This window comes from Paenibacillus wynnii (assembly GCF_000757885.1).
In the GTDB taxonomy this organism is placed as follows: Bacteria; Bacillota; Bacilli; order Paenibacillales; family Paenibacillaceae; genus Paenibacillus_AQ; species Paenibacillus_AQ wynnii.
In genome coordinates this window covers 571,293-596,868 of sequence record NZ_JQCR01000003.1, presented here as the reverse complement: position 1 = coordinate 596,868, position 25,576 = coordinate 571,293, and the positions used below count along the sequence as shown (strand labels likewise).

Here is a 25,576-nt window from a genome sequence, read left to right as displayed (position 1 = left end):
ATACACTCCAATTAGTTGTTATTCGTCGTTATCGTCGTCTTTACTGGACAAGCGGTGTGCTACAGTCTCCGGCTGAACAGCTGACAAAATGACATGATCACTGTCTGTAATAATGACGGCACGCGTCCGACGACCGTATGTAGCGTCAATCAGCATATGCCGGTCTCTAGCTTCCTGGATAATCCGCTTAATCGGTGCAGATTCCGGGCTGACGATGGAAATGATACGATTAGCCGATACAATATTTCCAAAGCCGATGTTAATAAGTTTGATTGCCATGTTCCGGTTGTTCCCCCCAAAAGTTACAGCTTGTCTTTACTAAAAGACCCTACTCTAAATTCGCGGCTTGTTCTCGGATTTTCTCCAGCTCCGCTTTCATTTCAAGAGCACGGTTGACCAGAGTCAAGTGGTTGCTTTTAGAACCTATGGTATTCGTCTCTCTGTTCATCTCTTGAATTAGAAAATCCATTTTGCGTCCCACTGGCTCATTCCCTCTCAGGAGTGTTCTGCATTGTTCAATATGACTGAACAGTCGTGTCAACTCTTCATCAATATTGCAGCGGTCGGCAAAAATGGCAATTTCCATCCCGAATTTATGCTCATCAAAAGGAAAGGTTCCATCATTAAGCTCATTAAGGCGTTGTCGAAGCTTATCACGATATTCACTGACCACTGATGGGGCTAGTTCCAGCATATCATAATGAAGCTGCTCCAGTTTCGCCAGTCTCAGCTCCAAATCGGCAGTTAGGTAACTTCCTTCCCTAGCCCGCATCTGAAGCAAGGAATGCACGCTTTGTTCCAAGCCCTCTACCAAGGTTGCCTGCCAGGAATCCGATACAACGGGCTCTAGGACAGTTCCTTCACCGTTCTCCATTACTCCGTGTAAAGCCAACATATCGCGGAGGCTAAGTTCACCTGTCAAACCAAACTCTCTCTTCAGTTCATCAGCAGCCTTCAAATAGGACCTTACGGTTGGGATGTTCAGAACCGGACCAGAAGCTGTATCTTCTTCATCTTGTTCTCTGTTGATTGTGACATCAACCCGCCCCCGTTTGATATGCTGTTGAACCGTTCTTCGCAACACATCCTCAAAACAAGTCCATTCCCGGGGCATCCGCAGCACAATTTCGGAGTATCGGTGATTCACCGATTTGACTTCGAACGTAATCTTGTAGCCGCCGAATAACAGGGACGATTGACCGTATCCGGTCATGCTAAATGACATCGGCATCACATCCATTACACTATTGTAATTGATTATTACTAGCGAAACAAGGGGGACAATTTACGTCCGGACTTCTCCCACACATACTCTAACAGCTGTACACTCATGTCATAGAACATAAACGGTGTCATCAGATAGATCCCATTGAAGTGCTCTGTAGCTGCATCGAGCAGCTCTTTGGCAATAGTTACTCCCTCTGCACGGCCTTCCTCACCTTCAAGACCTTTCATCCGCAACCTCACTTCATCAGAGAGCTGGATACCAGGAACTTCATTATGAAGGTATTCCGCATTTCGTCCGCTAGCCAACGGCATTACGCCGATAAAGACAGGAATATCAAGATGTGCAGTGGCTTTGGCGATATTGGCAATCAGTTCACAATCATATACGGGCTGAGTCATAATATAGTCGGCACCCGATGCAATCTTTTTCTCCAAACGCTGAACTGCCTTGTCCAAATGCTTCACATTCGGGTTAAAGGCTGCTCCAATCACGAAGTTTGCCTTTTGCTTAAGCGGCTTGCCGGAGAATGCGATACCATCGTTCAATTGCTTGATCATACGTATGATCTCAAAAGAGGTTAAATCATACACCGAACTGGATCCAGGTAAATCTCCAAACCGGGCAGGATCACCCGTTACAGCCAAGACATGGTCGATTCCGAGGGCATCAAACCCCATCAAATGGGATTGTGTCCCTATAAGATTACGGTCACGGCAGGCAATATGCACAAGCGGTCGAAGCCCTGTCCGTGCCTGCACCAGATGTCCCAACGCCATATTGCTCATCCGGGTAACAGCCAAGGAATTATCGGCTAATGTTAAGGCGTCCGCTCCTGCTCTACGCAATGCCTCTGCGCCTTTCATAAACTTAGCTATATCCAGATCACGTGGGGGATCCAGCTCTACAATTACTGTATGCCGCTCTTTAGCAAGATCAACCAGGGTCGGCTCTCCGCCGCTTTTTCCGGTATCATCGCCAAAATGTTCCTGTATCTGTACTCTTTCTACAACACGGGAAGTTGGTGCAGGAAGAGGCTGAGGGATATAACCTTGCAGTGCATTAGCAATCTCGGCAATATGCTGCGGCGTTGTTCCACAGCAGCCCCCAATAATCCGGCTTCCCATATCGGCAAACGTTAACGCCATCTCACCAAAGTACTCCGGTGAAGCTCCGTATTTGTATTCACCATCCACATAATCAGCAACCCCTGCATTCGGGTACACAGATACAGGAAGTACAAGGCTGCCCTGCAAATGCTTAAGTGCTCTCTTAATCCCGTTCGGACCTGTGCGGCAGTTGAAACCTATAATATCCGCTCCGTCATCCTCCAGTATCCGAAAAGCCTCAGGCAGACTCAAACCATCTAGTGTACGCGCTGTTTCATCTACGGCTAATTGGCAGATAACCGGAAGTTTACTGTGATTGCGAACCACGCGAAGTGCTAAATGAAGTTCTTCCACATCGTAGAAGGTTTCCAGCATAATGCCGTCAACATCCTCTTCCAGCAGGGCAACAATTTGTTGTCCGAAATACTTCTTGAGTTCTGCTGCCGAGAGATTAGCCCGCTTCCCCGCCCGAATGGAACCCACCGCACCAACGACATATCCGTTAGCACCAGCTGCACGGCGGGCAATTCTGACCCCTGCACGGTTTATTTCTTCTACCTTGGATTCCAAACCGTATTTAGACAGCTTGTCATAGTTAGCTGAGAACGTATTGCTCTCCAGCAAGACGGCACCCGCCTCTATGTAGCTGCGATGTACATCTTCAATGACCCCGGGTGAGGTCAGGTTCAATTCTTCGTAAGAGATTCCAACTGGAAAACCCTTCTGATACAAATAGGTACCCATCGCTCCGTCCCCGACCAATACAGTTTTTCCCCATGCAGACCGCAAATCGGGCTTCATTAGAGCCCCTCCCCTACCCATAGTTTCATACTAATGTAACATAAATCGGGATGATTGATAAGCTTTCTCGACAAAAGAAGACCCAACGTTCGTCTAGGCGTGCATGCGGACCGTTCCATTGCTTCATAATATAATCAGTACGAATATAACGAACAACGGAGGAGTGAACAACTATGAAAAAGCTGATCAGAAAACAGCTGCTCAAAAAATACGCCGTAACCGCGCTTCTTTCGGTGCTTGGACTTCTGTATCTGTACGTAGGTGACGTGATATTCGGGTATGGCATGAACAACATAAGCAACCTAACTTCCTATTTATTTTTCACTATTTCTGAAAAGCTGCTCGGAGTCATCCTGTTTATTATCCTGTTAGGTCCGGATCTTCTTCACTGGATCACCGGACATCAACCGGGACGGGATGCCGAACGATAACGCCTGAAGGTAGTGACAATTATCAAGGCAGTCGGGATGACAATGGTGAAGAAGGGAAGGACGTTGGAAAGGAGTTGCCCTCCCTCGTCCAGATGTTCCGTTAAACTACGAGCGTTTAGTATAGAAGAAAATAAAATAATTAACGCTGAGGGATAGATCATGGTTCGGTAAGGAAGACCAAACAGATCCGAGATACCGACTAATGCCGCTCCGTAGAAAACCGTAATTTTGAAAAAAACCCCGATAATCAGCAGCATGACTACCAAAATATCCAATCGCTGGATAAATTCGGACACGGTCGCTTTGCTTATGGTGGATAATAGCGGAAACGGTGAACGATCTACCATTTCGCTACCTAGAACCGTGATATTGACGATTGAGATATAGCTGATCAGCAGTCCAGCCAGAAGCATGGCGGCGGGGATGACCCATACTCCCTTTCTATCGTTGCTGAGATATGGCATCAGCATAGTGAAACAGATGATTTCACCGAACGGGAACATATAATTTTCCCGGACCACCGAAATCGCTACTGGCAGAAATCCGTCCCCCAGCACGGGAAACAAACGCTTCCATTCCATTTCCCCGGACAAAAGGACCAGCACCGAAAAGATCGCGCCGATTGACAGCACAAAGACCAGAAAGATTAGAGATGTTCTTGCCAACACCTCTATTCCTTTATGTAGAACATAAGCGCAGGACAAGATCATCAATGCGCCTACGACCAGAATCGGTGTGTGGTGCAGTGTTGCCATTACAAGCAAAGAACTGCCGTCGCGCAAATCGCGGCCCGCCGTATTCATGAACATTACCACATAAAGAATGGCCACTGCTGCACCCAAATGTTTACCGAGAATCTCCCGGGCATAACCGGACATTGGCATGTCTGGATACAGCTTGTATAGATAAGCATAACCCGAGAATATGACAAGCCCCGCCATACAACCGACCAGTATGGAAATCCAGGCGTCTCTGCCGGACTCTATACCGACATTAGCAACAAGCGCCGTTCCCAGTTCAAACAGGAACGTAAGTGAAAAAAACTGCAACAATCCTATTTTTGGGCCCTTCATGAACTTCCTCCTTACTTAATCCCCTGTTTTCGACTGGAAGGAACGGGTCCTCATATCGGTATGTCTGATAACGGAATTCACCTTGATGTTTACTTTGCAGCGGGTAAATACGATATCCCAACGATCCTGCACCTTTTTCCATCCTTTTGGATTATTCCGTTCGACTGCTTCTCCAAACCCGATGTAATCACTCTTGAATTCCATGGCTGTCTTGACGGCAGCCACAGTTTCCTTCTTGGTCTGTTCATTCAAACGTTTCTCTAGATCTCTCAGTACCTCGGGCCTGGTCAAATCAAGCGGGCCGCTAGATTCTTTAAGTCCGGCCAGTTGTTCAATACTTATGTTCATGATCGGATGCTCCGGATCTTTGGCGTCTGCCCTCACCGTGGTATGCACCTTTTCTATATTAAATGCTGCGATATTATCTTTTCCCAGTTCGATGAACGCTGCATACTGCTGCAGCTTGTTATGCAAAAGACTCGTGCCCATTCCCTCAGCACCATCCAGAAATCCTACCAACTTGTCTTTCTTGAACACAGCGAGACCGGAAATCCGCATGAGCGCCTTTGGTTCGATAGCCTCCACATTTTTCTTGCTTTTCCCTGCTTCTTGATCACCGTTTACAACCACACCGTTGATAATCGGGCCCCCTCCTTTGGCCACAATGCCCCGGATTACATCGTCCACCTCCATCTGGAAATTAAATCCGAATCTCTTGGATGAAGTTTCCAGTTTCTGCACAAGATCGTTGGAAGGAATTTTCCCGAAAACGGTCATGACGGACAGGATGTCTTTAGCCGGCTTCCCTCTGGATATGAAGAGTAGGCTGTTCAACCGCATCTCGGAGTCCCGCTCCAGAAAATCCATGATATTCGAAATCCCTTCACGGGCAAGCTCCTCTGAAATGATAATTACCCGGATATGTCCCAGGGACAGATACCGCGCGATTTTCCGGGAGGCGTTGCCCATCGCTTCGTATATCGTCCTGCCGCTTCCATGGTACAAGACGACCGGGGAATTACCCCTGCTGTTTTTACTCGAGATTTCATCCGCCACGATCACTTGGAATGAGACTGTGTATTTTTGATCCTTTGACAGGTCTTTGTCGATGGACATACCCGAAACAATGGCCCTGCGGTTCAGCTCAATGCTGTCCCAGCAGCTTGTCAACATCAGAAGAAAGACACCCGAGAGCAGAAACAACGTTAATTTTCTAAGCATCGGTTCGCCCATCCTTTCCGGAAGACGACAACCCGTCATCAATACTAGCAGTATTATCCGCATTTTTTGTTTTATGAGGACGGAGACTGATCATCCACATGGGCACTCTCACTAAAGTATCCTTCTGTCCTCTCAAGGAAAACGGACTGAACGGGGATAAATATGGAACACCGAACGATCGCAGGCTGTTCATATGGGCAACCAATACTATCAATCCAAGTGTAATGCCATAGAAACCGAATAAGGACGCAACAATTATAAAGCCAAAACGGATGATTCGTCCCGCAATCGCCAGATTGTAGGCGGGAATCGCGAAGCTGGCAATACCTGTAAGTGCCACCACAATAACCATAACCGGCGTAATGATGCCTGCTTCCACAACCGCCTGGCCCAGGATCAAGGCGCCGACAACTGAGACAGTCTGCCCTACAGCTCTTGGCATACGAGTGCCGGCTTCCCTCAGGATTTCAAAAGCAATCTCCATCAGCACCGCCTCAATTGCAGCCGGAAACGGGACGTCCTCCCGTTGGGCCAGCAAGCTGATCAGCATCGGTGTCGGTATCATTTCATAATGAAAGGTGGTCAGCGCTATATAAATCGAAGGTCCGAGAAGCAAAATGATAAAGCTGATATAACGAACCAAACGCATTAATGTGGCAATATCGAACCTTTGGGCATAATCATCGGTCGATTGAAAAAATTGAGCGAATAGCGTAGGCAAAATAAGCGCAAAAGGCGTACCGTCAACGATCAGTGCGATTCTGCCTTCCAGCAAATTGGCCGCCACTACATCCGGGCGTTCCGTATTATAGATAGTAGGGAACGGCGTAAACACCTTATCCTGAATAAGCTGCTCAATATATGCGGATTCGAGAACTGCTTCAATATCGATATTTTTCAGCCTCGTTCTCACTTCATTCACGATCTTGTCATCCGCCCTATCTTTAATATACAGAATAGCGACGTTCGTATTCGTTACTGTGCCGATATTCATAAATTCAAACCACAGCTTTGGAGATTTGATCCGCCTGCGGATCAGTGAAATATTCGTATTCACCGATTCTACGAAGGCATCTTTCGGTCCCCGAATCACCAACTGGGAGGAAGGCTCGGATTATTTACGACTCCAGCTTTTGTTATGCGACTTAAGGGAAAATGGGAATTGCCGCTATTGAACAGAAAAAAACCGCCGTTAGATGACGGCGGTTAAGAAAACAAGATTCGTTATCGGAAAATCCGGTTGTTTGTTAGGAAACTGAACCCGTATACACAACCTCGGCAGGTCCCGTCATGTACACATGATTATCTTCTTCATTCCATTCAATATACAGATCGCCGCCCTTCAGGCTGATCCATGCGGAACGATCGGTAAGTCCATTGAGAACAGAAGATACCAGAGTAGCACATGCGCCAGTTCCACAAGCCAGAGTTGGACCCGCCCCGCGTTCCCAGACACGCATATCAACCCGTCCACGGTCGAGAACAGTAGCAAACTCCACATTCACTTTTCTCGGGAACAAAGGATGAACTTCAAGCTTCGGCCCCCAGGTCGAAAGGTCAAAAGAAACAGCATCATCTACATAAATAACACAATGTGGATTCCCCATAGAAACGGCAGTGAACTTAAATTCAGTTCCATCGGCTTCAATAGAACGATCCATAACCGGCTCGGCTTCAATAGCTACAGGAATTTGAGGGCCAGACAACACAGGCTCACCCATATCTACAGTAACCGTAACTACAACTCCGTCTTGAACATTCAGGGTGACCTTTTGTTCTCCGGCTCCGATCGTTTCGATTACAATTTCTTCGGAGCTTACAAGACCGTGATCATATACATATTTGGATACACAGCGAATGGCGTTCCCGCACTGCTCCGCTTCAGAACCGTCCGAGTTCATAATTCGCATCATGTAATCGCCGCGCTCCGAAGGCAGGATATATACCAGTCCATCAGCCCCGATGCCAAAGAATCGGTTACATAATTTTATGGCTAATTCAGAGGCATTCGAAGGCAGTTCCTGCTCTCCAAAAACGACGATAAAGTCATTGCCAAGTCCGTGCATTTTTGTGAATTCCATTGAAAAGTCCACTCCCTTAAAATTAACTGAACCAAGCATACCTCAAGGAGTGGAGCAATGCTATTGATTTTATGCCGAAAATTTTGTACTTTTTATCATCGGACGATTGCTGCCCCGGCTCCGTTTTCTTTTACCGCTCCATACACTGCCAGCTCCCATTACGAAGGTTGGTATGCCTGCAGTTACCAGAACGAGGCACCATTCACGGAAGTTCAACGGCACTGTTTTGAAAACCGGCTGCAGAACTGGAAGATACATGACCACAAACATCAGAATCAAAGAAGACAACACTGCTAGAACCAAGTATTTATTCTGGAACGGATTCCGATGAAAAACAGAACGAGAACTGCGGCAATCGAAGACATGTATCAGTTGAGCCATAACCAGTGTTGCGAAGGCTACCGACTGAGCGCGGATGAGCTGAGATGGACTATCCGGTGCGATTCGCAGCGTCAGCCAAAAGGCGATTAAGGTACATAAGCCGATCAAGATCCCACGGCTGACGATTTTCCAACCCAATCGGCGGGCAAAAATATTTTCTTTGGCACCGCGCGGTTTGTGCTCCATCAAATCCTTCTCGGGCTGATCCACACCAAGAGCCATTGCAGGCAGTCCGTCGGTGACCAGATTCACCCATAGGATCTGAATCGGCACGAGCGGCAGCGGCAGACCCAGCATCATTGCGAAGAACATCGTTAATATTTCACCTACATTAGAGGCGAGCAAGTAACGGATAAATTTACGGATATTCTCATAAATATTTCTTCCCTCTTCAATAGCAGCCACAATGGTGGAGAAGTTGTCGTCACCCAGTATCAATGATGACGCTTCTTTCGTCACATCTGTCCCGGTAATCCCCATGGAAATACCGATATCCGCCGCTTTTACTGCAGGTGCATCATTAACACCGTCTCCTGTCATCGCCACCACATGTCCATGGCGTTGCAGAGACTTTACAATACGGAGCTTATGCTCCGGGGAAACGCGTGCGTAAACATACACATTGTCAGATACTTTATCCAGATCATTCTCACTCATCCGTGAGATTTGACTCCCTGTCAGAACGGTACCTCCACGCTGGAGTATTCCCAACTGATGAGCGATGGCTTCAGCGGTGGTGCCGTGGTCACCGGTAATCATCACTGTTTTGATGCCGGCTTTGCGAGTGATGCTTATCGCTTCGCGTACTTCACGGCGCGGAGGATCAATCATTCCCGCAAGCCCGATGAAGATCAACTGACATTCCGCTTCCTTCTCATTGGATACCACTTCATTGGGGCGCATATCACGATAAGCCATACCTAGGACGCGAAGCGCTCCAGAAGCCATTCCCTCATTGGCATCTAGCACCTTCTGCCGCAAAGTAGGTGTACATGGAACCACTCCACCATCCCAGAGCATATATGAGCAGCGACCCAAAAGAACATCAGGCGCTCCTTTGGTGCAGATCATTCGTCCGCCGGGTTGGCTTACAATAACAGACATAAGCTTGCGCTCTGAATCAAAGGGGAATTCCTTTTCCCGGGTGAATGAGACCGCAAGAGTTTGAGCGGTCAAACCCATTTTTCCAGAGAGTGCTACGAGCGCTCCTTCAGTAGGGTCACCCTTCAGCTCCCAAACCGAGGTTTCATTCTGGATTTTATCTCCCTCAGCAGATTTCCCTTTCCCTTTTCGCTTACTGTTATCGGTGGAAACTGTCTCCTGAATTTCCGCATTGCTGCATAATGCCGCAACCTGCAGCAATCTGCGCAGACTCTGATCATTTTTAAGATCTATCGGTCTGCCCTTGTCCAGAATCTGCCCCACAGGTGCGTACCCCTCACCCGTTACATCCAGATTTCGTCCCCCTGCCCAGAGGCGGGTTACCGTCATTTTATTCTGTGTCAATGTACCTGTCTTATCCGAGCAGATCACCGAAGCACAACCAAGAGTCTCCACAGAAGGCAATTTACGGACTATGGCTTTGCGTTTGATCATACGCTGGACACCCAGTGCGAGCGCAATTGTAACAATTGCGGGCAGTCCTTCTGGGATTGCTGCTACTGCGAGACTGACGCCGGCCAGGAACATCGCTGCGGCAGGCTGACCATGCATAATGCCTGCCACGACTACAACAATGGTCAAGCCCAACGATACATAGATTAGGATTTTACCCAGTTGCTCTAGGCGATTCTGAAGAGGCGTTTCCTGGGAATCGGTATTTTGGATTAGATCAGCGATTTTCCCCATCTCTGTATCCATTCCGGTTCGAATGACAATAGCTTTCCCTGTACCTCTTGTTACCATCGTCCCCATAAATCCGATATTCCTCTGGTCTCCCAGTGGAACCTCCTCCGCCTGTATAGGCTCCGAATGCTTGGCTACGGGTAGAGACTCCCCGGTTAATGCGGATTCCTCCGCATATAGTGCACTGCACTCCAGCCAACGGACGTCTGCCGGAATTCGATCTCCGCTCTCCAGCATCACTATATCTCCGGGCAGTAGCATTTTAGCGGGAATGGTTTGGCTTTTGCCTTGACGGAATACCTTGGCTGAAGGAGCAGATAATTGCTTCAAGGACCGAAGTGAGCGCTCGGCACGAAATTCCTGAACAAATCCAAGGACCGCATTCAGCACAATAATTACAATAATCGTGACTGCATCCAGATATTCACCCAGCAGTCCGGATACTAGAGTCGCACCCATCAGCACCAATACCATAAAATCCTTAAACTGGTTCAACAGCAGGGTAAACGGGGAAACGGTCTTCCCCTCTGAGAGTTCATTTAACCCATCCGTCTTGCGCCTTTCCACGGCATCCTCTTCACTTAGGCCCGTTTGCGGATTAACGCTAAACATCCTTTGAAGCTCCTCCGCACCGAGCCGGTGCCAACTGTTTTGTTCCATGACCTTTCTATCCCCTCCCGGTCGATTCTTGCCTTCCGGCGGCATACAGCTTTTCCACCTGTTTAAGTCCAATGTATTCAGGGTCGTCCCGAAATATCACCCTCATCCCAAGTCCCCTTTTGCGCGAACCGAGTAAAGTGTGGCATCATAGGTAGTGGAACGAAATTTATTTTATCGCGACAGGAGAAGTTTATTATGGCATTAGACGGTATTGTTACCCGTTCCATCGTGCATGAGCTTCAATCATGCGTAGGGGCACGAATAGGAAAAATATATCAACCAAGCACTCACGATCTCATATTTAATCTGCGGGGATCGGGAAACAGCAAGCTGCTTCTCTCTGCAAATCCTACCTACCCGCGTATACATTTCACAGAAAGAAGCTCCATTAACCCCTCTGAAGCGCCTATGTTCTGCATGCTGATGCGCAAGCACTGTGAGGGCGGAACTATCGAAAGTATTACCCAAGTGGGAATGGAACGTATTATTCACATGATCGTTAGAACTCGGGATGAGCTTGGTGATGTCTCTGCCAAAAAAATCATTATCGAGTTGATGGGACGACATAGCAACATCATCCTTACTGAACTTAACACGGGAACAATTATAGACGGCATTCACCATGTTACCCCTTCAATTAGCAGTTACCGAATCGTAATGCCCGGCTTCGCTTACACAGAGCCTCCTCAACAGCATAAACTGAACCCATTGGAAATCGGCCAAGAAGAATTTCTCAGCTTAATCTCAAAGGCCGAACAAGATGTCCAAGAGGTACATACAGAGGCAGTAGGGGAGTTGGAGGAAGAACTCAAGGCTGACGGTTCCGGGGGACCTGCACCTTCGGAAGATCCACAGGGTTGGATTGTGCATGCTTTTAGCGGAGTCAGTCCGCTTATTGCCGGGGAGATCGTACAGCGATATAAAAGCTCTGGAGCCCTTATTGCTACTCTTGGATTCAGCAAAGAAAATCAGGTGCAGTTATGGGAAGCCTTCAGCTCCATTATGGAGCAAGTGCGGGAGAATCAATTCTCTCCTGTTGCGGGTGCAAATGCCAAAGGCAAGCTGATCTTCTCTGCGATTCCATTAACGCTTTTGGAAGATGACGTGAAGGGTTACAGCTCCATCAGCCATTGCATGGAAGATTACTACGGGGACAAAGCGGAGCGGGATACCGTTAAACAGCGGGTAAGTGATCTGATTCGCTTCCTTGGCAACGAACGCAGCAAGAACGTCAAGAAGCTTGCCAATCTTCAAGAGGATCTGGATGAAGCCCAGGAGGCTGATCGCTACCGGATCTGGGGTGAATTATTGTTCGGTTCGCTTCATACCGTGTCCAAAGGAGACAAAACTGCCACACTGGTAAATTACTATGATGAAGACCAGTCAGACATTGTGATTCCGTTGGATCCGCTGCTTAACCCTTCGGATAATGCACAACGCTATTTTAAAAAATACAACAAGTACAAGAACAGTCTGCTCGTAATTGATGAGCAGCTCATTAAGACCCACGAGGAAATAGCCTACATGGAAAGTCTCCTCCAGCAGCTTGCTCACGCGTCTTTGAATGACATTGAAGAGATTCGTGACGAACTGGTAGGTCAGGGGTATCTACGCGACCGTAACAAAAAGGGTAAAAAGAAGAAAAAAGCGACAAGGCCTACTTTGCAGGTATTCACTTCTTCTGAGGGGATAGACATCTATGTCGGCAAAAACAATCTCCAAAATGAATATGTCACCAACAAACTAGCTTCATCGAATGATACCTGGCTGCATACCAAGGATATACCGGGTTCACATGTTGTCATTCGCAGTGAGACGTTTGGAGATGCGACCCTAGAAGAAGCGGCTCAACTTGCTGCATACTTCAGTCAGGCTAAGCAATCCAGCAGTGTTCCGGTAGACTGCACCCTTATCCGCCATGTACGCAAACCGAGCGGCTCCAAGCCCGGTTTTGTCATTTATGATCATCAGAAAACATTGTTTGTCACACCCGATGAAGATCGGATTAAGAGTCTTCCAAGCAGTTTGAAAAGTTAACAGTTAAATACAAAAAAACCTCCATGCCACAGACGCTAATACGTCGGGCATGGAGGTTTTTCAGTTAGTTCCTCAACAGCTTCAGAACCTCAACAGAGACCGATACACTGCCTATGTCCCCATGAAATATTACACCTTGCCGTGCACCATGGAAATCCGAACCGCCTGTAACGACCATTTCGAATTCCTCAGCCAAAGCCAGATAATGTTCTTCCTCAGCAGGGCCATGATCCGAATGGTAGACTTCAATGCCTTTGAAAGCCCCTTGCTCCACGATTGAACGAACCAATCCATCATCCCCGTACAGACCGGGATGAGCCAATACAGGCGCCCCTCCTGCTTCAATAATCCATTGACAAGCTTCTACGGGAGTAATCCTCGGAGGGGACACGTAGGCCGCTGCCCCCTCTGCCAAATATCGATTAAAAGCATCCCTCATATCCACGGCAGCCCCTAATCGAACCAACTCATCAGCAATGTGGGGGCGGCCGATACTTTCATCCGGCTTCAACTCACGTCCCATTCCTGCCACAACGGACTCCATGGTAATAGAAATACCTAGATTTTGCAGCTTGAGGAGGATGGCTTCGTTCCGCTGTGCCCGTGTATTTCTCAGTTCAGCTAAACGGGATAAAAATAAGTCATTCCCTGAATCGACATAATACCCAAGCACATGAATGTCTTTCCCACCGGCTCGTGTACTAATTTCTACACCCGGCACCACCGTTATTCCGTACTGTATTCCTGCTTCTAAGGCTTCCGATATACCCGCTACAGTATCATGATCCGTAATCGCTACTGCTGCCAAGCCCTTCACCCGGGCAAGCCTAACATTTTCCGCTGGAGGTTGCATCCCGTCCGAGGCTTGCGTATGTGTGTGCAGGTCGGCGCGATTGACCATTAATTTCATTTCGTTCTCCATTTCAACTCACTCCATTCCAGTCTCTACGAAGTAGAATTGTCATTCACCATCACCCCTCTAATGCATGTTGCCGTAAAAAAGTCAGAAAAGTGACCGCCGAAATCGGCAGAAGTGTAGACTTCAGATGTATGGCATAAAACTGCCTTTTGAAGGAGGCGTCGGAGATATTCAAGATTTTCAAAAGCCCCAACGTCACCTCATGCTTCACCGATGAAGTAGAAATCATGGTAATGCCCAGGCCTGCCTCCACCGCAGATTTAACGGCTCCTGTACTGCCTAATTCCATAACAATTTGCATATCGCTCGGATTTAGTCCTTTGGCCAGTATTTCTTCCTCCATGACCCGGCGCGTACCCGACCCCTGCTCCCTCAGCACGAACTTATACTTCAAGGCTTCCTCAAGAGTTACCTCATTCCGCTCCGCAAGCGGGTGATCAGCAGGCACAATCAGCTTCAATTCATCTCCCATTACAGGTTCGATAACCATATCAGGATGGGTAACCGGAGCCTCAATTAAGCCGAAATTCAACTGGTGTCTCGTAATTTCATCCATAATCTGAGTGGTGTTCATCACTTTCATCATAATGGATATATGCGGATATGTTTTTCCGAATGGGCCCAAGAGCCGTGGAAGTACATATTCACCTATAGTCAGGCTTGCCCCGAGCTGTAATCGCCCCTCAAGCATGTGGGTGAATGCGGACATGGCTATATCGGTTTCTTTGAACAATTCAATACTGCGCAGTGCATAGGGCATCAATGCTCTTCCTGCCTCTGAGAGAACGATCTTTTTGGTGGAGCGATTGAAAAGCTTAGTCCCGAAATAATCCTCGAGAGCCTGCACTTGCATGGTTACAGCCGGTTGTGTCATATGTAGTGCCTGAGCTGCAGAAGAAAAACTGCCTCGTTCCGACACGGTATAAAAAATATGTAGCTGATGAAAATTCATATTATTCGCCACTCCCCTGTAATAAAAAGCTTATTCTGCAAAAAAGAACATGCAGCTATTGGCCACATGCCTTCTTGGCAGTTGTTATTTTACTACTTGCGTTTACGTCTTTTTTTGATCATCTTCACCCGGCGCGTTTGGCGCAGCAAAGAATAATATGCCCTTAAATCCCGCAGTTGAGGGGTGCGAGAAATTTTGCCAAGAAAAGAGACAATAGTCATACAATAGAGCTGGTAACCGAAATGATTCCGCTCACCTGCAAGCTCTGTGAACTCTGCTATAACCACCGTGTCATCATCAATCAAGTAAGCATTCTGGTCATGTTGTGAATAAGGCTGTATCCGTTTCTGTCTTAGGGATTGCCATATCCATGGTGCAATGTCGCCTTCATTACTCCCCTCATCACTAATCCGGTCCAAATATCGACTTTTCGCATGATTTGTAATCACAATATTAGCAACCCGGTAGTCATTGAGCGGGATGTGGAAGGGCTCATATTTACCCCACAATTCTGTTCCCTTATCGCGCATCATTATCACACTCCACCGTATCATGCACTTATTGTTGTCATCTTACCGCATTGTAGAAGGTTGTACAAGCCTTTGCCTCTATCAGAAGGATGTACCAGCTCCTTATAATTAAACATAAGATGTCTAGTATTTCCCACAAAAAAACAGGCGTCAAATTCACGCCTGTTCATCATGCTGTTCCGGTCTACAGTCCGTAGTAACGAGACTTGTCCGGTCCATTGCTGGAATATTCCGTCTTCAATTCATTACGGTAAGATCTTTCAATCTTTCTTACATACGAAAGTCTGCGGACATTCTTCATAACTTCTTCAGCCCGATCTGCATTCACGTACATAACCGCGTAGTGCATCTTCCTTGAAACATAATGCAGGGTTCCGTATTTCTCAAGGTTACGCGCTGCTTTAATATCACTTACCCAAATAATATAACCTGTGCGTTCTGCAAACATAAGCTCTTCCGCCTTCCTGTCTCTCTTTATCCGGGCTGCCTTACCCGCAGGAGCAACTGCCGCCGCTACCGCAACCGCCGCCTTTAGGCAATGGATTATTACTAGGAACCTTTATACTGTTCGACACAGAGAAGGCTATCGTTTCTGACATTGAAAAAAGAATGTCATCCAGTGTTTTCTCAGCCGTCTTGAAGTTTATAACCTCTTCGAATTGCTCCAGCTCAGCTTCAACCGCTGAAACCTCATCTTTGGCCGAATGATAATTCGGATGAAAATGTCCGAATCTCTGAGTCTCTTCGAACAGCTCCTTCTTACTCTGAAGCCGCTTAATCATCGCCTGGATTTCAGGGCTAGCGTCAACCCGCCCCTTCCAGTATAGGTAATCCGACACTTCGGCGGATTGATTAATCATGTCGCCCAATTCATAGGCGTATGTCAGCACTTCAGCCATATCGACCGTGTTCATTTCCGCTACGCTCATGAACTTCAACTCAATTCTATGTGTAATGTTGATCTACCTTGTGGGTAGTCTCGTTTATCATAACATATCCAGTTGCTGTAACAGAAGGGGGAATTGTTATCGAACGTGGAATAATCAGCTGCATCTCATTCCAACTGCCCGCAGGAAGCTCCCGTTCCTCTAGGATCTCTCCTTCTTTGCTGGACATGATATAACCCGCTATTCGCCAAGGGTTTCCCTTAATTCGGGTGGGTATGAACTCCTGAATTTCTTCCTCAATGGAAAGACGCACCTTAATCCCCGAGTTCAATGCTTGTTCCATTATTTTCTGAGCTGTGGTCGTGTGATAGCGGTGAAGCTCCTTAAACCACATAGAGGGTATGCTTTCTTCTTCCATCAAGGGCGGTACATCTGGTTCAAGCGGCGCCGGTTGTAAATAGAGCAGTGGACTGTTTATAGCCATCAGACCTTGCTGAGTATCTGCTGAAGGAAGTGAATAACCGCTTGGATGTTCTGGCTTCTTCAAATACCATTCGGGGCTTGCTGTTAAAATCCCTGCTTCTCTGCCCTGCACGCCATTAGGAGGGGCTAATCCTGCCGCTATAAGCTCCTTACGCACGTACTGCTCGTGTTCCCTCAGTATGCTGAAATGTGCCAGTCCCAATCTGCACAGCAGGCCCTGCAGCCTTGGATGTGCAGCAATCGCATCTGCATCCTCTTCCTCTCTGCAGGATAACAGTAAAACGTCGGCAAAGGATGTCCGACCGATGTCCTTTCCCCATTGCTCTAGGACGAGTCTAACCTCTTGCGGGAGACCGCCCACGGTATGCTCATCTAGCCAGGAAATGACCTTGTCTGGAGGCATCCTCCTATCGTAAGCCAGCTCCAGTTGCTCACGAGATAATCTATAGCTCCACATGGAATCCATAGATAGCAACTCCGCACAGCAGGCCAGGCACCAGCGTACGTAATAGGGAACATCTGGGGGCACAAGCACCTCAAAGTCTGTTTGCACGATGAAACTAGCTGGAGAAGCTGAAACCGGGTGGGCTCTGGGTGTGAAACCCCTTAATTGAGGCTTCATTCTTATCCATCGGAAGCACAAGCCACCCTCTCGGTCAGTTCCAACCTGACACCAGCCACAACCGGCCAAGCACTCCAGCCAAGCCAAGCTTGATGCCTCTAGACCCGCACGTTGTATGGGCATTACCAGACCGCTGGACTCCATCCAATCCAGTAAATGGGTCAGGGAGAACCACTCCCTCACCACAAATTCAGGGCGTGCTATTAAATACCGAAAATGCTGAGCGGCTGGATCAGAGCTCCCGTAGCGTTTCATTGCCACATTAAAAAGTAGATCCGACATCACGGACTCCGAGAGATTAAGCCAGCTCTCCAAAACTTCAACACAAAGGATATATGCGCTTTCTTCCCGCTTGATCAGTCCCAGACATAGCATCAAATCAAGCATTACCGCCGCAGGCAGCGTGTAGATATCCGAGGATGGATACCTTAGGGAAAGGCCTCGCAAATGCTTATCTTGAAGGGTAAGTTTAGAGGTGAGCCTAGCTATATTTTTCTTATGAATGCTTCCCTTACCTGTAATAGGCAACCCCTCCCGCTCCACGAACAACAAGGCTTGGAACAGCTCATTTGCCAGTCCTATACCCTCTTCCATATATATATGAACCTCACTGCTGTCTTCAAAATAAGGGGCATAGGGAAAGAAAAGGCTTTGAATTGTGGAGAGATGTTCTTCAGGGATATAATACAGCTTCTCCCCCCACATTTTTAGTAAAGCAGCAAGGAATCCTGCTTGACGAAGCTCCGACAAGGCAAGTCTTTGCTCAGCACGACACAGATCTAAGGGCCTGAATTGTTCCTCTTTCCCTTCTTCAAAGGGCTGACCTGCATAAGCTGCATGTAATTTCTTCAGCAGAGCCTGCGCATGGGCTGTTAATTGAATCAATGACTATCCACTCCATTCAATTCAGCGTATTTCACCTCATATTGGTACCCTTGTTCTGTCAGAAACATCCGACGACGCAGCGAAAAATCCTGCTCTCTGCTTGCCTCTGACACCAGAGTATAGAAGTAAGCTTTATTTTCACCTGACTTCGGCCTTAAAATGCGGCCAAGACGTTGAGCTTCCTCCTGACGTGAGCCGAAAGCACCCGATATCTCTATCGCAACACTGGCATCCGGTAGATTCACGGCAAAATTGGCTACTTTTGATACCACCAGCACAGGCAGCTTCCCTTCGTTAAATGCAGTATACAACTCCATTCTCTCCGCTTGCGGTGTTTTGCCTGTAATTAGAGGGGCTCCTAACTCTTCCGCCATGTGAACGAGCTGCTGAATATATTGACCGATAATCAATATAGAGGCTTTTTCATGCCTGTTGAGCAGCTTCTCCACAACTTCCACTTTAACCGGATTAGTGGCAGCTAGCCGAAATTTTTCTCTGGGGGATGCATACATATATTCATGCTTAAGGAGGTTTTTCATCGGCACAATCATCTCCACACACTCCACCTCGGCAATCCACCCTTCCTTTTCCAGTACCCTCCAAGGCAGATCATAACGTTTGGGTCCTATTAGAGAAAATACATCTCCCTCCCGTCCGTCTTCCCGTACAAGCGTAGCGGTAAGTCCTAGACGCCGTGTGGCTTGAATATCCGCCGTTGCACGAAATACGGGAGCCGGCAGCAAATGAACCTCATCATAAATAATGAGGCCCCAATTACGTTCATCAAAGAGACTCATATGGTGGAACTCTCCGCCCTTAGTATGTCGATGCGTCAAAATTTGATAAGTAGCCACAGTTACGGGCCGAACCTGCCTCTTGTCACCTGTATATTCACCAATTTCGTCTCCTGAAAGGTTTGTTCGTTGTTCAAGTTCATTTATCCATTGCCTCACAGAGGTTGTGTTGGAGGTAAGAATAAGCGTTTCACACTGCAGGGCTTTCAGAACCGCCATCCCCACCACCGTTTTGCCTGCTCCACACGGAAGTACAATTACACCACTGCCTCCACTGCCAGCTATCCCCTGAAAATGCTCCACAGCGTCCTTCTGATACTCTCTTAATTCAAAGCTGCTTTTTTTCCATGAAACACTCAAGGATTGACCTTCATGATAGCCTGCATAATCCAATATAGGATAACCCAGTGCTGTCAGCTCTTGCTTCAATTGACCGCGTCTTAATGTGGAACAGGTCATTTCACGTGAACCGACTCTCCGGAGCCCAAGGGCTTGTAGTGTGATTTGCTGAACCAGTTCATCCAACAAGCCCCCTTCATCGCTTCGTAGGATCATTTGGCCCGAATCTTCAGCATTCGAATGAAGGGTCAAGCAACCGTATCTGGACATAATCAGACGAATCTCTTCCTCAAGTCCTGCGGGTACCTCATAGCGTGATAAGGTCCTAAGATCATTCACAATCTCATCCTCAGTTAATCCTAGTGAAGCCGCGTTCCAGAGAGATAAGTGACTGATACGGTAGGTATGATAGGAAGGCGGACTTTTTATAAGCTCAGCAAACGCAGAAAGTTTTACTCTTGCAGCCTCGAACTCCGTATGTAGACATTCTAAAAGTATGAATCGATCCCTTCGAACAACGCATGCTCCTCTTCCTTCCACACAACCATCCTCCTTTCGGTCACCCGAATAGCTGAAAAAGCCCATTCCGGTTACGGACATGAGCTTTCCATTGTTAACTTATCCTAATGTAAATGTTGTTCTGAGATTTCGCTCAGGGCTCGGCCAGCTTCATCCACATAGTTGTGGCGCACTGCCAAATCGCCAATAGACACAACACCGATCAATTTACCGTCTTGAACTATGGGCAACCGGCGAATTTGTTGGGATGCCATCAGTTCAACCGCTTCATCCACGGATGTATCTTCTGAAGCTGTGCGGATACTCGTACTCATTACTTGTTCAACGGAACTGGATCCTGAATGCTTCTCCGCATATCCCCGAAGGACTAAGTCACGGTCTGTAATTACCCCAATCAAAGTTTTGCTGTCCGTGCTGTCCACTACCGGAACAAACCCGGTGTCATTATCTCTCATAATAACGGCTACCTCAAAAATATTATCCTGAGGGGTCACGGTAATAGGATTCCTAGTCATAGCTTCTTTTACAGTTCTCAAGGTTAGAACCCTCCTCTTGTTATGGCGAAACATGAGAGTAGGTTCTCCGTAATTACGAGAATTATTCGACTTACTCCTCGTTCAGTTGCGAATCCGCCATAGCAATGAGCAGCTTCACTCCATGAAGCAAGGCATCTTCATCGAAGTTAAATCGGCTGTGATGATGAGGGTAAACAGCGTCCTTATCGGGATTTCCCGCTCCAACGAAGATAAAACAGCCTGGAATTTCCTTAACATAATAAGAGAAATCCTCCGCAGGCATCAACTTCTCCATCGTGATAACCTCTACAGATTCACCTAATGCCCGTGGCGCTTCTCTGAAGAAACGCTCGGTTTCGGTCTCATCGTTGACCAACGGTGGATATCCCATCAAATAATCCACTTTCGCCTCAGCACCGTATGCACCTGCAACCGCTGAAGCCATCTCTTCAATTCGGCGCCGAATCACATACCTCGTCTCCTCATCAAAAGCGCGAACCGTACCCGTAATCCGACATTTCTCCGCAACAACATTCTGGGCGAAGCCTCCTTGTATCGTGCCCACACTGAGAACCGCAGGACGCAACGGATTTACCGAGCGGCTTACAATGCTCTGAAGCTGTGTCACCAGTGCGGCTCCGGCCACAATGCTGTCAATCGCAAGATGAGGGATTCCTCCGTGTCCACCTTTTCCGATAATATCTATGAAGAACTCATCTGCTGAGGCCATTAGAGGACCCGCTGCGCTGGCTACAGTACCTATAGGAAGCGGTGTCCATAGATGCAGACCATAAACTGCATCCGCACCAGTCAGGACTCCCTCAGCAATCATACCCAGAGCTCCTCCGGGACAGACTTCCTCCGCAGGTTGGAACAGAAAGCGGAGTTCTCCCTCAAGCTCGTCTTGGCGACTGCTGTAGTAGGATGCCGCTCCAAGAAGCATAGCAGTATGTCCATCATGTCCGCATGCATGCATGACGCCCTCATTTAACGAAGTGTAAGGACACTCATTCTCTTCCTTGATCGGGAGCGCATCCATATCGGCGCGGAGCACAACAGTCTTTCCTGCCTTCTTACCCTTTATAATTCCAACGAGCCCGTAGCCTGATGTGCTTTTCTTAACCTCAATTCCGAAGCTTATCAGCTTGTCCTCCACAAATGCAGAGGTTTCCCGTTCCTGATAAGACAACTCCGGATGACGATGCAAATGACGGCGCCATTTCACCATATCCGGCAGCAGCTGTTCAACTGGCACCTGCTCCATATCTTCTCCATTCCCTTCCCTAAAAGTCGCCCCGATAAATATCGGAAGCCGTCCTTTTCTCTCTATACCCGCAAAAATCAATAATATGCCTTTCATTGTAGCAGAAACATGAAAAACTGTGTATTACACACGTCCATCCAGTCTTGCACAACCCATGGAAACATACTATCATGGGGTAGAACGTGAACATTTTGTTAAAAAAATAATCATTATACTCATAAGGGGGATATGTACGCCATGATTTTTGAGAACACGGGCCTCGTGGGACTTCAAAGTGATCTTCTCTACCTGGATGAAAGCGCGGAAAAAGCAGGGTTTATTCGCTGGCAGTGGGAATACTATCGTGCCACTTATGACTGCAAGATTGAAGATAAGCAGAATGGCGGCGAATATTTCCTTCGTGTAAATACCCGTGCTGTCGAAGGTAAACTGGAGAAACCTGACACTGTGCTTGCTATTGAAGCCGTTTACTTGGGCAAGGCAACTTTCCCTCACGGTTTGGATTACGAGTCACCTGTGCCACAACCAGTGCTTGAGATTGCGGGAAAACGCATATTGGAACTAAAGCAGCTGCTTGAGGCTTGAACAGGAGCAGAACAATGAAATCAAAAAGTACTCCCGCTAAAAAAGGAACCCCTGATTTTCAATTATTGATACTTACGCTGCTGCTTGTTGGTTTTGGAGTAATTATGGTGTTCAGCGCAAGTTCCAGCCTTTATTTTAGAGGAGATCCGTTATACTTCTTAAAACGCCAACTGGTTTGGGTAGTCCTTGGCAGTTTCGTCATGTTCACAGTGATGAATATTCATTACAGCAGATTCAAGAAATGGTATGCTCCGATTTTTATTATTACACTTATTTTACTACTTATGGTCGCTTCTTCCGAAAGGATCAACGGCGCGAAGAGCTGGCTCAGTATAGGTACTCTTGGTATTCAACCTACTGAGTTAGCCAAGATTTCTATCATCTTGTACCTTTCCGCTTTAATCACCAAAAAGGGTGAACGGCTAAGGGATTTCCGAACAGGCTATATCCCAGTTATGGTTATTGTCGGCATCGTTGCCGGATTAATCATGATGCAGCCTGACTTAGGCTCATGCCTCATTTTGGTAGCTACAAGCGGTCTTGTGGTGTTTGCAGGGGGAGCGAGCTTGAAGCATATTCTAGCCTCTATTGTGCTGCTTGTGCTAGGCGCGGGTCTTGTCTTGGGAACCAAAACAGTCATTGACTCCTTTTCACCTGCGCAAGAGAAATCTGCAGCGGAGCAAGACTACAAGAAAGGCCGTATTGAAGCTTTTATAAACCCTTATGAAGACCCTAAAGGCACAGGCTACAATATCATCCAATCTCTAACTGCGTTGGGCCAAGGAGGCGTAAATGGTGCCGGTTTCGGTCAAAGCGTACAGAAGCTGAACTATCTAAAAAACCCGGAGACGGATTTCATCTTCGCTGTTATGGGAGAAGAGTTGGGTTTTGCAGGGACTGCACTTTTTCTACTCATCTATTTATATTTTATCTGGAGGGGTATTCTAATTGCACTAAGGTGTCCAGATCCCTTCGGAACACTTGTAGGAATTGGAATCATGGGTTGGATCGCCATTCAAGCTTTTGTTAATATTGGAGGGGTAACGAAGACCATCCCGTTAACAGGTGTCACCTTGCCTTTTATCAGCTACGGGGGATCCTCTATGCTCGTTATGATGCTCTCTATGGGAATTATGCTTAGTATCTCTCGAGAATCTAATCGTCCAGCCAAGGAGGAAGTTACGAAGTCGGTAACGACGGTAAGACAGGTTCGAGCAAGATAGCTAACAATTCAGTTAAACGCAACACCAAACAGCAAGTCTTCGGTAACTCGGAGACCTGCTGTTTTTTACTTTTCGTGATGTGGACAGGAAAAAGGCTACCTTATTCGTAGAAAAACTACAAATAGGATAGCCTTTAGTAAAGCGCTGCCAGAATCTCATATCATTAAGCAGCATTAAGCCGCTTAAGAAAATTCATCATTTTTAAAAGCAACGCCTTCGACCTTAACATTAACTTCTACGATATGAAGTCCTGTCATACTCTCCACAGCTGAACGTACATTCTGCTGCAACATCCGGCATACCTCATGGATAGGTGTTTCATAGAGAACGATAATACGCAGATCTACAGCAGCTTCCAGTTGACCCACTTCAACGGTAACACCTTTTTGCACATTCTTACCGCTTAGACGTTTCGCCCAGCCTTCTGACAAGCCGCCTGACATAGCTGCAATCCCTGGGGTCTCCAAGGCAGCCAATCCGGCGATTTTTGAGACCACATCATTTGATATACGTATATTTCCCATTTCCAGCTGAAGTTGTTCCGCCATGCCAAATCCCCCTTACACTCATTATCAATTATTGTAATTCCTAAACAGGCTAAAAAGCAAATCACTTTCTCGCATCTCGTTTACATACAGGGTTAATTTGGGTATATTAATTAAGAATTCAACATACATAAATTGGACTGGGGTGTGCAAACACATGAAAAAATGGATTTCTCCATCACTATTGATCAGTACCTTTGCGCTTAGTGCTATAGGGCATTATGCAAATTGGGACCATACACTTCAATTTATCCTCTCTGCCGTCGCCGTCGTTTTTGTAGCCGGTTTTCTGGGCAGAGCAACGGAAAGTGTAGCTCATTATGCAGGACAACGTCTAGGTGGTTTTCTTAACGCAACCTTTGGCAATGCTGCCGAGCTGATTATCGCATTCTTCCTCGTTAAGGAAGGATTATACGATATGGTCAAAGCAAGTCTTACAGGTTCCATAATTGGTAACCTGCTCCTCGTATTGGGTCTAAGTCTATTTGCGGGGGGACTAAAGCATAAGATCCAGAATTTTAACGTGACACTTGCAGGCCTTAACGGTTCACTTATGATTGTCGCCGTTATAGCCTTGTTTGTTCCCGCAATGTTTTTCAATACACATTCCATAACAGAAAATGATACAGATCTATTAAGCCTGATCGTTGCCGGACTACTCATCGCATCCTATCTGGCATGGCTGGTCTTCTCCATGATCACACATAAGAAGTTTCTTGATGATGTTACCGCAGACAGTGATGAGGAATTACCTAACGAACATGCGCCTGTGTGGTCCAAAAAAAGAGCTATTCTTTACCTAGTACTCGCAACTGTAATGGTGGGTTTTGTGAGTGAATGGCTGGTTGGGACGCTCGAGACATTAACGGAACGCTTTGGACTCAGTGAATTGTTCGTTGGTGCGTTCCTTGTTGCCATAATTGGTAATGCTGCCGAACATAGTGCAGCCATTTTGCTTGCCATGAAGAATAAAATGGGTGCAGCCGTAGAAATAGCTGTCGGAAGCAGCCTGCAGATCGCCTTGTTCGTAGCCCCCGTGCTTATTTTCGCGAGTTATTTTATGGGCGACACCATGGACATTGTTTTTACAGCAATTGAGTTGGTAGCTATCGGTGTATCTGTCTTTATTGCCAAATCAATTATCCAGGATGGTTCAACCAACTGGTATGAAGGACTGCTACTGTTGGCGGTATACCTCATATTAGGTGTCTCCTTCTATCTAGTATAAAACTTCTTGTAGGATATGCAAAAAGCGCACATGAGCGGCTCCCGGGCTCTCTTGTGCGCTTTTAATTTTGGCAAAGAAAAATCTTGTCCGATAATTCAGCAGTAAGTATCAGACTTTATTGCTTCGCCTTGTTATTTAATGCCTCGTATAAAACCGCCAGATTCCGTTCCAGCTTGCTTAATACCAGCTTGCCTGTAAGTTCAGACACCAGACCCACTCTAACGGCGAAGTCAACTTCCTTAGAGAAACCGTACATTTGGGTATCCAGCACTTCCTCATAGAGAGGGCAGTAACGCGTGGCCAGATTTTCCATCTGCACTTCGATAAGCTTCTCAATTTTATCGGCATCTTCTTGTAGAAGAGTGATTGCTTTAAGATTAAGCTGTTCCTGCAAATCCGATGAAGTCATGCATCTTCCCCCC

The 25,576-nt window shown here is 47.1% G+C and carries 23 protein-coding genes and 1 pseudogene; 5 read left to right on the top strand and 19 right to left on the bottom strand.

The genetic code is table 11. The features are described from left to right. Positions 1–18: 18 nt before the first annotated feature. From remA to PWYN_RS17970, 3 genes are read right to left on the bottom strand one after another with little or no spacing between them, the layout of a single operon-like run. A complete protein-coding gene (gene remA / locus PWYN_RS17980) occupies positions 19–279 on the bottom strand; it encodes an extracellular matrix/biofilm regulator RemA (RefSeq protein WP_006209218.1) in 261 nt (86 codons plus the stop codon). Positions 280–328: 49 nt separating this feature from the next. Next, positions 329–1,225 carry a YicC/YloC family endoribonuclease gene (locus PWYN_RS17975; RefSeq protein WP_036654860.1) on the bottom strand — a complete coding sequence of 299 codons (897 nt, stop codon included), beginning with the start codon at positions 1,223–1,225 and terminating at the stop codon, positions 329–331. 38 nt (positions 1,226–1,263) lie between these two features. Then, positions 1,264–3,135, bottom strand: a complete 1,872-nt coding sequence (locus tag PWYN_RS17970) for a bifunctional homocysteine S-methyltransferase/methylenetetrahydrofolate reductase (RefSeq protein WP_036654857.1) — start codon at positions 3,133–3,135, stop codon at positions 1,264–1,266. 173 nt (positions 3,136–3,308) lie between these two features. Between PWYN_RS17970 and PWYN_RS17965 the strand changes: the two genes are divergently transcribed. Next, positions 3,309–3,566, top strand: a complete 258-nt coding sequence (locus tag PWYN_RS17965) for a hypothetical protein (protein WP_036654853.1) — start codon at positions 3,309–3,311, stop codon at positions 3,564–3,566. Here the strand turns inward: PWYN_RS17965 and PWYN_RS17960 are convergent. The 5 genes and pseudogenes from PWYN_RS17960 to PWYN_RS17940 all read right to left on the bottom strand — a co-directional run bounded on the left by PWYN_RS17960 (position 3,539) and on the right by PWYN_RS17940 (position 10,827). Continuing rightward, positions 3,539–4,639, bottom strand: coding sequence for a GerAB/ArcD/ProY family transporter (locus PWYN_RS17960; RefSeq protein ID WP_036654850.1), 1,101 nt, complete (start codon positions 4,637–4,639; stop codon positions 3,539–3,541). The two genes, PWYN_RS17965 and PWYN_RS17960, sit on opposite strands and share 28 nt — an antisense overlap. 15 nt (positions 4,640–4,654) lie before the next feature. Beyond that, complete coding sequence (locus tag PWYN_RS17955) at positions 4,655–5,860, bottom strand: Ger(x)C family spore germination protein (RefSeq protein WP_036654847.1); 1,206 nt, start codon at positions 5,858–5,860, stop codon at positions 4,655–4,657. After that, positions 5,853–6,974 (bottom strand): annotated as a pseudogene (locus PWYN_RS17950) (spore germination protein); the annotation flags it as partial. The gene PWYN_RS17955 and the pseudogene PWYN_RS17950, both read right to left, overlap by 8 nt. A 133-nt stretch (positions 6,975–7,107) precedes the next feature. After that, positions 7,108–7,941 carry a diaminopimelate epimerase gene (gene dapF, locus PWYN_RS17945; protein ID WP_036654845.1) on the bottom strand — a complete coding sequence of 278 codons (834 nt, stop codon included), beginning with the start codon at positions 7,939–7,941 and terminating at the stop codon, positions 7,108–7,110. A gap of 69 nt (positions 7,942–8,010) precedes the next feature. Continuing rightward, entirely contained in the window at positions 8,011–10,827 is a 2,817-nt protein-coding gene (locus tag PWYN_RS17940) for a calcium-translocating P-type ATPase, SERCA-type (RefSeq protein WP_036658838.1), read from the bottom strand. A gap of 195 nt (positions 10,828–11,022) precedes the next feature. On the opposite strand from PWYN_RS17940, the gene PWYN_RS17935 reads away from it, so the two are divergent. Further along, entirely contained in the window at positions 11,023–12,864 is a 1,842-nt protein-coding gene (locus PWYN_RS17935) for an Rqc2 family fibronectin-binding protein (protein WP_036654843.1), read from the top strand. Between the two features lie 64 nt (positions 12,865–12,928). On the opposite strand, the gene PWYN_RS17930 is transcribed toward PWYN_RS17935, so the two are convergent. From PWYN_RS17930 to PWYN_RS17890, 9 genes are all read right to left on the bottom strand, one after another. Then, a complete protein-coding gene (locus PWYN_RS17930) occupies positions 12,929–13,774 on the bottom strand; it encodes a PHP domain-containing protein (RefSeq protein WP_036658836.1) in 846 nt (281 codons plus the stop codon). Positions 13,775–13,835: 61 nt separating this feature from the next. After that, positions 13,836–14,735: a selenium metabolism-associated LysR family transcriptional regulator gene (locus PWYN_RS17925; protein ID WP_036654841.1), complete on the bottom strand. Its 900-nt coding sequence runs from the start codon at positions 14,733–14,735 to the stop codon at positions 13,836–13,838. Between the two features lie 92 nt (positions 14,736–14,827). Continuing rightward, a complete protein-coding gene (locus PWYN_RS17920) occupies positions 14,828–15,268 on the bottom strand; it encodes a hypothetical protein (RefSeq protein WP_338049203.1) in 441 nt (146 codons plus the stop codon). 181 nt (positions 15,269–15,449) lie between these two features. Continuing rightward, entirely contained in the window at positions 15,450–15,713 is a 264-nt protein-coding gene (locus PWYN_RS17915; protein ID WP_036654838.1) for a YlbG family protein, read from the bottom strand. Positions 15,714–15,753: 40 nt separating this feature from the next. Further along, entirely contained in the window at positions 15,754–16,194 is a 441-nt protein-coding gene (locus PWYN_RS17910; protein WP_036654835.1) for a YlbF/YmcA family competence regulator, read from the bottom strand. A gap of 16 nt (positions 16,195–16,210) precedes the next feature. Then, positions 16,211–18,142: a helicase-associated domain-containing protein gene (locus tag PWYN_RS17905; protein ID WP_036654832.1), complete on the bottom strand. Its 1,932-nt coding sequence runs from the start codon at positions 18,140–18,142 to the stop codon at positions 16,211–16,213. Beyond that, positions 18,139–19,815: a DNA repair helicase XPB gene (locus PWYN_RS17900; protein ID WP_036654830.1), complete on the bottom strand. Its 1,677-nt coding sequence runs from the start codon at positions 19,813–19,815 to the stop codon at positions 18,139–18,141. The genes PWYN_RS17905 and PWYN_RS17900 overlap by 4 nt, the downstream gene beginning before the upstream one ends. An 83-nt stretch (positions 19,816–19,898) precedes the next feature. Then, complete coding sequence (locus PWYN_RS17895; protein WP_420805779.1) at positions 19,899–20,363, bottom strand: CBS domain-containing protein; 465 nt, start codon at positions 20,361–20,363, stop codon at positions 19,899–19,901. 37 nt (positions 20,364–20,400) lie between these two features. Further along, positions 20,401–21,573, bottom strand: a complete 1,173-nt coding sequence (locus PWYN_RS17890) for an amidohydrolase (protein WP_036658830.1) — start codon at positions 21,571–21,573, stop codon at positions 20,401–20,403. Positions 21,574–21,810: 237 nt separating this feature from the next. Between PWYN_RS17890 and PWYN_RS17885 the strand changes: the two genes are divergently transcribed. Then, positions 21,811–22,158 carry a YugN family protein gene (locus tag PWYN_RS17885; RefSeq protein ID WP_036654825.1) on the top strand — a complete coding sequence of 116 codons (348 nt, stop codon included), beginning with the start codon at positions 21,811–21,813 and terminating at the stop codon, positions 22,156–22,158. A 14-nt stretch (positions 22,159–22,172) separates the two neighbouring features. Continuing rightward, positions 22,173–23,381 (top strand): putative lipid II flippase FtsW, encoded by a 1,209-nt coding sequence (ftsW, locus tag PWYN_RS17880; protein ID WP_036654822.1) that lies wholly within the window; start codon positions 22,173–22,175, stop codon positions 23,379–23,381. Positions 23,382–23,563: 182 nt separating this feature from the next. Here the strand turns inward: ftsW and PWYN_RS17875 are convergent, their stop codons facing one another. Continuing rightward, positions 23,564–23,929 carry an Asp23/Gls24 family envelope stress response protein gene (locus PWYN_RS17875; protein ID WP_036654819.1) on the bottom strand — a complete coding sequence of 122 codons (366 nt, stop codon included), beginning with the start codon at positions 23,927–23,929 and terminating at the stop codon, positions 23,564–23,566. A gap of 154 nt (positions 23,930–24,083) precedes the next feature. On the opposite strand from PWYN_RS17875, the gene cax reads away from it, so the two are divergent. Further along, a complete protein-coding gene (gene cax, locus PWYN_RS17870; protein WP_036654817.1) occupies positions 24,084–25,154 on the top strand; it encodes a calcium/proton exchanger in 1,071 nt (356 codons plus the stop codon). Between the two features lie 115 nt (positions 25,155–25,269). Here the strand turns inward: cax and PWYN_RS17865 are convergent, their stop codons facing one another. Continuing rightward, the gene (locus tag PWYN_RS17865; RefSeq protein WP_036654814.1) at positions 25,270–25,563 is read right to left on the bottom strand and encodes an Fpa/YlaN family protein; all 294 of its coding nucleotides are present in this window, start codon (positions 25,561–25,563) and stop codon (positions 25,270–25,272) included. Positions 25,564–25,576 lie beyond the last annotated feature (13 nt).

Bases quoted from the DNA above. Each gene is read 5' to 3' on its own strand.
- PWYN_RS17970 (WP_036654857.1), bottom strand. From the start codon at position 3,135: ATGAAGCCCGATTTGCGGTCTGCATGGGGAAAAACTGTATTGGTCGGG.
- PWYN_RS17935 (WP_036654843.1), top strand. From the start codon at position 11,023: ATGGCATTAGACGGTATTGTTACCCGTTCCATCGTGCATGAGCTTCAA.
- PWYN_RS17925 (WP_036654841.1), bottom strand. From the start codon at position 14,735: ATGAATTTTCATCAGCTACATATTTTTTATACCGTGTCGGAACGAGGC.
- cax (WP_036654817.1), top strand. From the start codon at position 24,084: ATGAAAAAATGGATTTCTCCATCACTATTGATCAGTACCTTTGCGCTT.
- PWYN_RS17975 (WP_036654860.1), bottom strand. From the start codon at position 1,225: ATGTCATTTAGCATGACCGGATACGGTCAATCGTCCCTGTTATTCGGC.
- PWYN_RS17960 (WP_036654850.1), bottom strand. From the start codon at position 4,639: ATGAAGGGCCCAAAAATAGGATTGTTGCAGTTTTTTTCACTTACGTTC.
- PWYN_RS17865 (WP_036654814.1), bottom strand. From the start codon at position 25,563: ATGACTTCATCGGATTTGCAGGAACAGCTTAATCTTAAAGCAATCACT.
- ftsW (WP_036654822.1), top strand. From the start codon at position 22,173: ATGAAATCAAAAAGTACTCCCGCTAAAAAAGGAACCCCTGATTTTCAA.
- PWYN_RS17930 (WP_036658836.1), bottom strand. From the start codon at position 13,774: ATGAAATTAATGGTCAATCGCGCCGACCTGCACACACATACGCAAGCC.
- PWYN_RS17910 (WP_036654835.1), bottom strand. From the start codon at position 16,194: ATGAGCGTAGCGGAAATGAACACGGTCGATATGGCTGAAGTGCTGACA.
- PWYN_RS17940 (WP_036658838.1), bottom strand. From the start codon at position 10,827: ATGGAACAAAACAGTTGGCACCGGCTCGGTGCGGAGGAGCTTCAAAGG.
- dapF (WP_036654845.1), bottom strand. From the start codon at position 7,941: ATGGAATTCACAAAAATGCACGGACTTGGCAATGACTTTATCGTCGTT.
- PWYN_RS17965 (WP_036654853.1), top strand. From the start codon at position 3,309: ATGAAAAAGCTGATCAGAAAACAGCTGCTCAAAAAATACGCCGTAACC.
- remA (WP_006209218.1), bottom strand. From the start codon at position 279: ATGGCAATCAAACTTATTAACATCGGCTTTGGAAATATTGTATCGGCT.
- PWYN_RS17955 (WP_036654847.1), bottom strand. From the start codon at position 5,860: ATGCTTAGAAAATTAACGTTGTTTCTGCTCTCGGGTGTCTTTCTTCTG.
- PWYN_RS17875 (WP_036654819.1), bottom strand. From the start codon at position 23,929: ATGGCGGAACAACTTCAGCTGGAAATGGGAAATATACGTATATCAAAT.
- PWYN_RS17915 (WP_036654838.1), bottom strand. From the start codon at position 15,713: ATGTTTGCAGAACGCACAGGTTATATTATTTGGGTAAGTGATATTAAA.
- PWYN_RS17895 (WP_420805779.1), bottom strand. From the start codon at position 20,363: ATGTTTCGCCATAACAAGAGGAGGGTTCTAACCTTGAGAACTGTAAAA.
- PWYN_RS17890 (WP_036658830.1), bottom strand. From the start codon at position 21,573: ATGGAGCAGGTGCCAGTTGAACAGCTGCTGCCGGATATGGTGAAATGG.
- PWYN_RS17920 (WP_338049203.1), bottom strand. From the start codon at position 15,268: ATGATGCGCGATAAGGGAACAGAATTGTGGGGTAAATATGAGCCCTTC.
- PWYN_RS17885 (WP_036654825.1), top strand. From the start codon at position 21,811: ATGATTTTTGAGAACACGGGCCTCGTGGGACTTCAAAGTGATCTTCTC.